The sequence below is a fragment of the Ectobacillus funiculus genome, from assembly GCF_004138295.1.
GTDB classification, from domain to species: Bacteria; Bacillota; Bacilli; order Bacillales; family Bacillaceae_G; genus Ectobacillus; species Ectobacillus funiculus.
The window spans coordinates 1-5,541 of the sequence record NZ_SCFM01000003.1 but is presented as its reverse complement, the minus strand read 5'-3'; the positions used below and the strand labels follow the sequence as shown (position 1 = coordinate 5,541).

Annotated in this window: 4 protein-coding genes and 1 pseudogene; 1 reads left to right on the top strand and 4 read right to left on the bottom strand. The window is 35.6% G+C overall.

Annotated elements, in window-relative coordinates; all coding sequences use genetic code 11:
- Positions 1-454 precede the first annotated feature (454 nt).
- The 4 genes and pseudogenes from EP737_RS01505 to EP737_RS01490 all read right to left on the bottom strand — a co-directional run bounded on the left by EP737_RS01505 (position 455) and on the right by EP737_RS01490 (position 3,973).
- Positions 455-655: a hypothetical protein gene (locus tag EP737_RS01505; protein WP_129726164.1), complete on the bottom strand. Its 201-nt coding sequence runs from the start codon at positions 653-655 to the stop codon at positions 455-457.
- A 49-nt stretch (positions 656-704) separates the two neighbouring features.
- Positions 705-1,826: pseudogene (locus tag EP737_RS01500) on the bottom strand (IS3 family transposase).
- A gap of 615 nt (positions 1,827-2,441) precedes the next feature.
- Positions 2,442-3,131 carry a hypothetical protein gene (locus tag EP737_RS01495; protein ID WP_129726163.1) on the bottom strand — a complete coding sequence of 230 codons (690 nt, stop codon included), beginning with the start codon at positions 3,129-3,131 and terminating at the stop codon, positions 2,442-2,444.
- Between the two features lie 572 nt (positions 3,132-3,703).
- Positions 3,704-3,973, bottom strand: a complete 270-nt coding sequence (locus EP737_RS01490; protein ID WP_129726162.1) for an excalibur calcium-binding domain-containing protein — start codon at positions 3,971-3,973, stop codon at positions 3,704-3,706.
- A 329-nt stretch (positions 3,974-4,302) separates the two neighbouring features.
- On the opposite strand from EP737_RS01490, the gene EP737_RS01485 reads away from it, so the two are divergent.
- A complete protein-coding gene (locus tag EP737_RS01485; protein WP_129726165.1) occupies positions 4,303-5,454 on the top strand; it encodes a site-specific integrase in 1,152 nt (383 codons plus the stop codon).
- Positions 5,455-5,541: the final 87 nt, after the last annotated feature.

The window sequence follows — 5,541 nt, the reverse complement described above, 5'->3', positions numbered from 1 at the left end:
CGGTAAAGATGACAGGATTCTTAGAGTTCAAATGTGCTCAAACTTGTGATCACTAAGAAAGCTAACAAACAGCGTTATTAAAGCAATTATAGGCATTTTGTGATCATTTTTGTGATCAAAAATAAGGTTATTGGAGTTGTCTAAGGTTTCCATATATCCATTTTATATGCCACTTCTGGTGTAAAATTCAGCGGTGGTATTTTTATTTCATTGATTTTATCAGAGTAGTGTTTTTCTTATTTAACGGGACAGGTTTTTAGAAGAAGAAAGAAAACACGTTTAGTCTTGTACCAGTTGATATTTACGTGACATCGGACTTTAAGAGTTATTTTGTTTACACGATAAATAGCATAGCTCTAGACTTTCTAAAGCTATGCTGATACTTATTTTTAATTATTATTGATTAATTTGATAAGTCAGCATATTGTTTTCTTTGTGAGGAAAAAAGTTAAATTTACCTATTAAACTTTCGTTGCAAACGTTCTTCTAACTCATCAGCTGATTCTACATTAAACAGATCCATTAGAAAAATATCATGCTCAGAATTATTAAGTAATTCTTCATCGGTCGGTTCTGAACAATCAACTTCCCTTTCTTCTTCTAGTTTAAACTCAATCCATACCGGTTCGTTAATTGCTATTAGATTTTTTTTCATTATAAAACACCTCCTTTTATAGAGATATATTTGGATTGTCAACACTAAACTAGACAGTTTTCTTAAGGTGTTCAAGTTTGTATTGAATGGGGCTTACATATCCAAGTGTTCCATGAATTCGAATGTGCTTAAACCAATGTACATAGTCTTGTAGTTCTCTAGATAAATCCTCAAGACTATCAAAATGGCGATCCTTTACGAACTCTGTTTTAATAATCTTAAAAGGTAGCTTCAGCTACGGCATTATCATAGGGGCAGCCTTTCATACTAAGAGAACGCTAGATTCCAAACGTTTCAAGTGCTTCATCAATCAGCTTGTTTTTAAACTCACTTCCACGGTCTGTATGAAACAGTTGAATGTGGCGGAGATCCTTTTGAATGGATGCAAATGCTCTATAAACCAAGTCAGCATTTTTATGAAGACCAGCACTGTAACCAATGATTTCACGATTAAAGAGATCGACAAATACACATACATAGTGCCATTTTTGATTGACTCTTACGTATGTTAAGTCGCTTACAACCGCTGTCAATTCCTCTTCTTGATGGAACCTACGGTTCAGTGTGTTCTCCTGGTTGGATTCGTTACAAACCGTTGCTTGAGGCTTAAACTGAGCTACCGTATAAGTAGAGACGAGACCTTGTTCATTCATAATCCGCCCAATTCTCCGTCTGGAAACGATGTGTCCACGCTTCTTTAGTTCCACCTTGACTTTGCGTGTTCCATAGTTCTGACGGCTCTTTTGAAAAATATCGATGATATCAGAGGTCACATCATCTTCTGAAACCCGTTCTTTCACTTCATAATAGTACGTGCTTCTTGGAAGTTGTAGGACTTTGCACATTGCTGATATCGAGTATTTGTGTTGATTATTACGGATCACATTTACTTTCGTCCTATTATCAGCGCGGCTTGCTTTAAAATATCGTTCTCCATTTGAAGTTGCTTAATTTGCTTACGAAGTTGAATTAACTCAGCTTCTTCCGCTGTCAGGTTGTCCTTTTCCTTAAATGATCCTGTGGCTTGACTCTGATTGATCCACTTATCTAGAGAAGAAGGTGTAAGGTCATACTCACGAATAATATCTTTTCTTGGCTTGCCGTTTAAATATAGCTGGACCATCTGATGTTTGAATTCATCTGTAAACTTTCTTCTTTCTCTTTTTGTCATCGTAGATTCTCCTAATTCGTATTAGATTTAGTCTACTTGACCTTAACTTTTCTGTCCAACTAAGTGTAGCCTATCTACTACCAGGCTTTTAATTCCGTTTCACTACATTAAAACCCTTTTCGCTGTACCACCCCTCTTCACTCCCCTACGGTCAGTGAATTCACCCCTCACAGCGTGATTAATCTATATTCCATTCATAATGTTAATAAATTGTCCCACTTTTACTATAAAATTTAATATTATAGATTTTTCGCAAAACTGGGACAAAATTATAAATTAATTATGATTTAGGTTTAATTGACTGAACTAAAAATACCTACTTCTAAAAACAAGTCCGTCTGACCGACCTGTACTTTTTCCAAAAGCTATGAAAAAATCTAACCCTTCTTCATCCTCACTGCTCAACTTTGGACTGTGAGATAGGGGGGTGTCAGATCAGACCCTCCCCTCATATTTGAGGGAAGATCAAATTTCGTCCCCCTTATTAAGGAGTTTCCCACAAAAAGAAAAACAGCCCTACTTGGGGCTGTCTGTTGACATAACATTTTTGTGAGTTCCTTGTTCAATTAAAGCACTCGTAGTTCACAATACCTTAATCCCTACGCTTCTCTCTTATTAAAACTGAAACTCTGCCTGTTGCGCCTCTGTAATTGTATCATAAGTATCAGGATTAATTGTATCACTCATAATTAACTTAACAGATGAAATATCCTCTGCCTTACCTTTAATAAACAGACCTACAGTTCCTTCCTTCTTAACTTTTCCAAAGAAGTCACTATCAGAATCTTCCTTCTCCCATATAAAGTCGCCATTGAGTGCATCTAGCTGTTCTCCATTATTAAGAACAACTTTATCAATACCATTAAACTGTATATTGGAGTCAGATGTATTCTCTACTGAATATTTAATTTGTAAGTATTGAATACCATCAGGAATTTCAGTACCTCCTGTGTATTGGACTAAAAACTGTTCAAAGTCCTTACTTACATTAGACAACTTTATAATTTTCATGTCTTTAACAGTAAACTTAATAGGAGCAATATCCATAGTTTGATTAACTGCTTTAATTTTCATTAACTCAGCCTCAGTACCATCAGCATCCTTAGTCTTTTGACCAACTTGGTCAAGAATCACGTTACCATTCTCATCCTTCTTAGGCTTACTTGGCTTGTTTGACACTTCTTTCTGCTCAGCAGGAGTAGCTTTTTCCTTACTCTCAGTAGAGGCTTTCTCCTCTCCACAACCTGCAAGAACACCTCCTGCCAATGCTATAATTCCTAAAGCTTTAATTAGACCTTTCTTCATGAAACAACCCCCGAATCATTACTTAAATGTATTTTTTATAAAATTAATTATATTAATTATATCATTTATTAACAATCAATTAATCTATATTTTTAGTTTCTTGATTATTCCAATTAAAAAAACCATTTCTGACTCCACTTTCTATTTCATAAGTTTTAATTTGTCTAACACCTGACCAGAACGCTCATTTTTGTGAATTTCGTATAGATTTGGTAAGCGCAAGATTTCGCTATCGATTGAAACGATTCCCACGAATCCGATGTTGTCTGGTTCGTTAAAATTTAGGATGAGAGATACATCAGGTATCTTTGTTCGGAACATTCTTCCGAGTAGGTTTACCTGACCATTATAATGTATCGGTTACTAAGATTTTAGTATTAGATTAGGTCAAATTTGACACCCCTTCAGAAAGCACAAACAAAAAGGACACCCAACAACGCATAAGCGTTCATTCAGTGTCCTATAGGTGGATGGTAGAATATTTATATTTTGCACAAAATGAAACCAGACCTTTCTGGTACTCTAAGAAGTCTGTTAGTAAGCGAATGCTACTGTATTAGAAATATAAATACTTATCTTTCACATGCAATCAAATCTTTATCTCGATCAAGCTTGGTATTTGCATCATAGAGAGCTTTTGAAACATAAGGCTTATAATATGTCTTTCCACCTTTGTTTTTAACCGAAGAAGAACGAGCGACGCCACCTTTATAGTCTTTATGTAACTCCGTACAGTTTTTATAGGTTTTTACCTTCTGTGCTGCTTCTACATTGTTCGAAGAAACCGAAGAAAAACCAAAAACAAGTCCTAAAGCAACAGGAACAACTAGCCACTTTTTCATACCAATACCCACTTTCTCATAATTTAGTTATTAAATAAAATAATATCATATGTTTATAGTTTTTAATATTAAAAAACAAAAGAGTACAAAGGATTGTATCCCTTATGCCCTCATTTTGATTTATCAATGCATCGGAAGAACTTTATTAATTGCTCATTTTGGCGAGTTTCATGAGTTATCGTCCTTTGAGACAAAATTATACAACCACAACAAAAACATGCCCAAATACGAACGTGGTCGATTAAGACGACCTCAGCCTTTTCTCATATGTGCTAATTATGATAAACTATATCCATATGGAAGCCTTTTACAACTCCGATATCCTTAGAATGTATAAGGAGGTAGTGGATTGTGAAAGGAAGTATAAAAAAAATGAGAAGACTGGTAAATGGGAGTTCAGATTTGACATCGGGACTGACCCTTTAACTGGTAAACGAAAGCAAGTTTTCAGAAGAGGGTTTTCTTCAAGGCGTGAAGCTGCGGAGGAGATGACTAAACTACAGGCAGAGGTATTAGCTAACGAGTTTCTTGATTTATCCCAAATGATCTACGCTAAGTATATGGAGGAGTGGTTTGAAGAAAGACGAAATCATTTGCAAAAGGAAACTTTTAATGCTAATTTCATTTTCTATCAGAATGCTATAAAACCAAAACTCGGTCATCTTAAGTTGCAACAAATTGCTCCAATTCACATTCAAAAATTTATCAACGACCTCGTAAATGAAGGAAACTATTCAGAGGCGACTGTGCATCTTATTTATCAGATCGTAAGCGTATCGCTGAAAAAAGCTAAAATTTTAAAAATCATTAAAGACAATCCGGCCAATGGAATAACCCTGCCGAAACGCAGACGCAAAGAAATGAATATTTGGTCTCTAGAACAAGTTAATTTCTTTCTCAGCGAAACTAAGAAGTTAAAGAAGCTGACTCGCTGTTATATCGGATTTCTTATAGCCATTTTTACAGGAATGAGGCAAGGAGAAGCGATGGCACTTAGGTGGAAAGATATTAACTTCGAATCTCAAACCATTTATATACGACAAACGCTCACACAAAACACAGAGATTAAGACTGGTGCAAAAAATAACAGCAGTATTCGCTCCATCCATATACCGGACAAGCTTATAATTGAATTGAAGGCTCACAGAGTTCGGATTTTAGAGGAAAAGTTGCAAGCAGGAGCCGACTATCACGACAACGATTTAGTCCTCTGCACAAGGGATGGAAAGCCCATTATACCTCGTAATTTTCGCAAAGAATTTTACAGACTTACCGATAAAATAGGTTTACCTCGCATTAGATTTCATGATTTACGTCATACACATGCTACTATCTTGATTCAGCAAAACGTAAACGTGAAACTTATCTCAGAGCGTTTGGGACATTCATCTATAAAAATGACTCTGGATCGGTATAGTCATGTACTTCCAAATATGCAGAAAACTGTATCAGACGAGTTAGATAAAATTATTCAAATGTGAGCATTTTGGTGATCAACAATGATGGACAAGGACTCAATCCCTTGGCAAGAGCGGAATAGCGGTTCACATATGTCTATGTATTCGCTA

Excerpts from the sequence above, each read along its gene's own strand:
- EP737_RS01495 (WP_129726163.1), bottom strand. The coding sequence starts at position 3,131 with ATGAAGAAAGGTCTAATTAAAGCTTTAGGAATTATAGCATTGGCAGGA.
- EP737_RS01485 (WP_129726165.1), top strand. The coding sequence starts at position 4,303 with ATGTATAAGGAGGTAGTGGATTGTGAAAGGAAGTATAAAAAAAATGAG.
- EP737_RS01505 (WP_129726164.1), bottom strand. The coding sequence starts at position 655 with ATGAAAAAAAATCTAATAGCAATTAACGAACCGGTATGGATTGAGTTT.
- EP737_RS01490 (WP_129726162.1), bottom strand. The coding sequence starts at position 3,973 with ATGAAAAAGTGGCTAGTTGTTCCTGTTGCTTTAGGACTTGTTTTTGGT.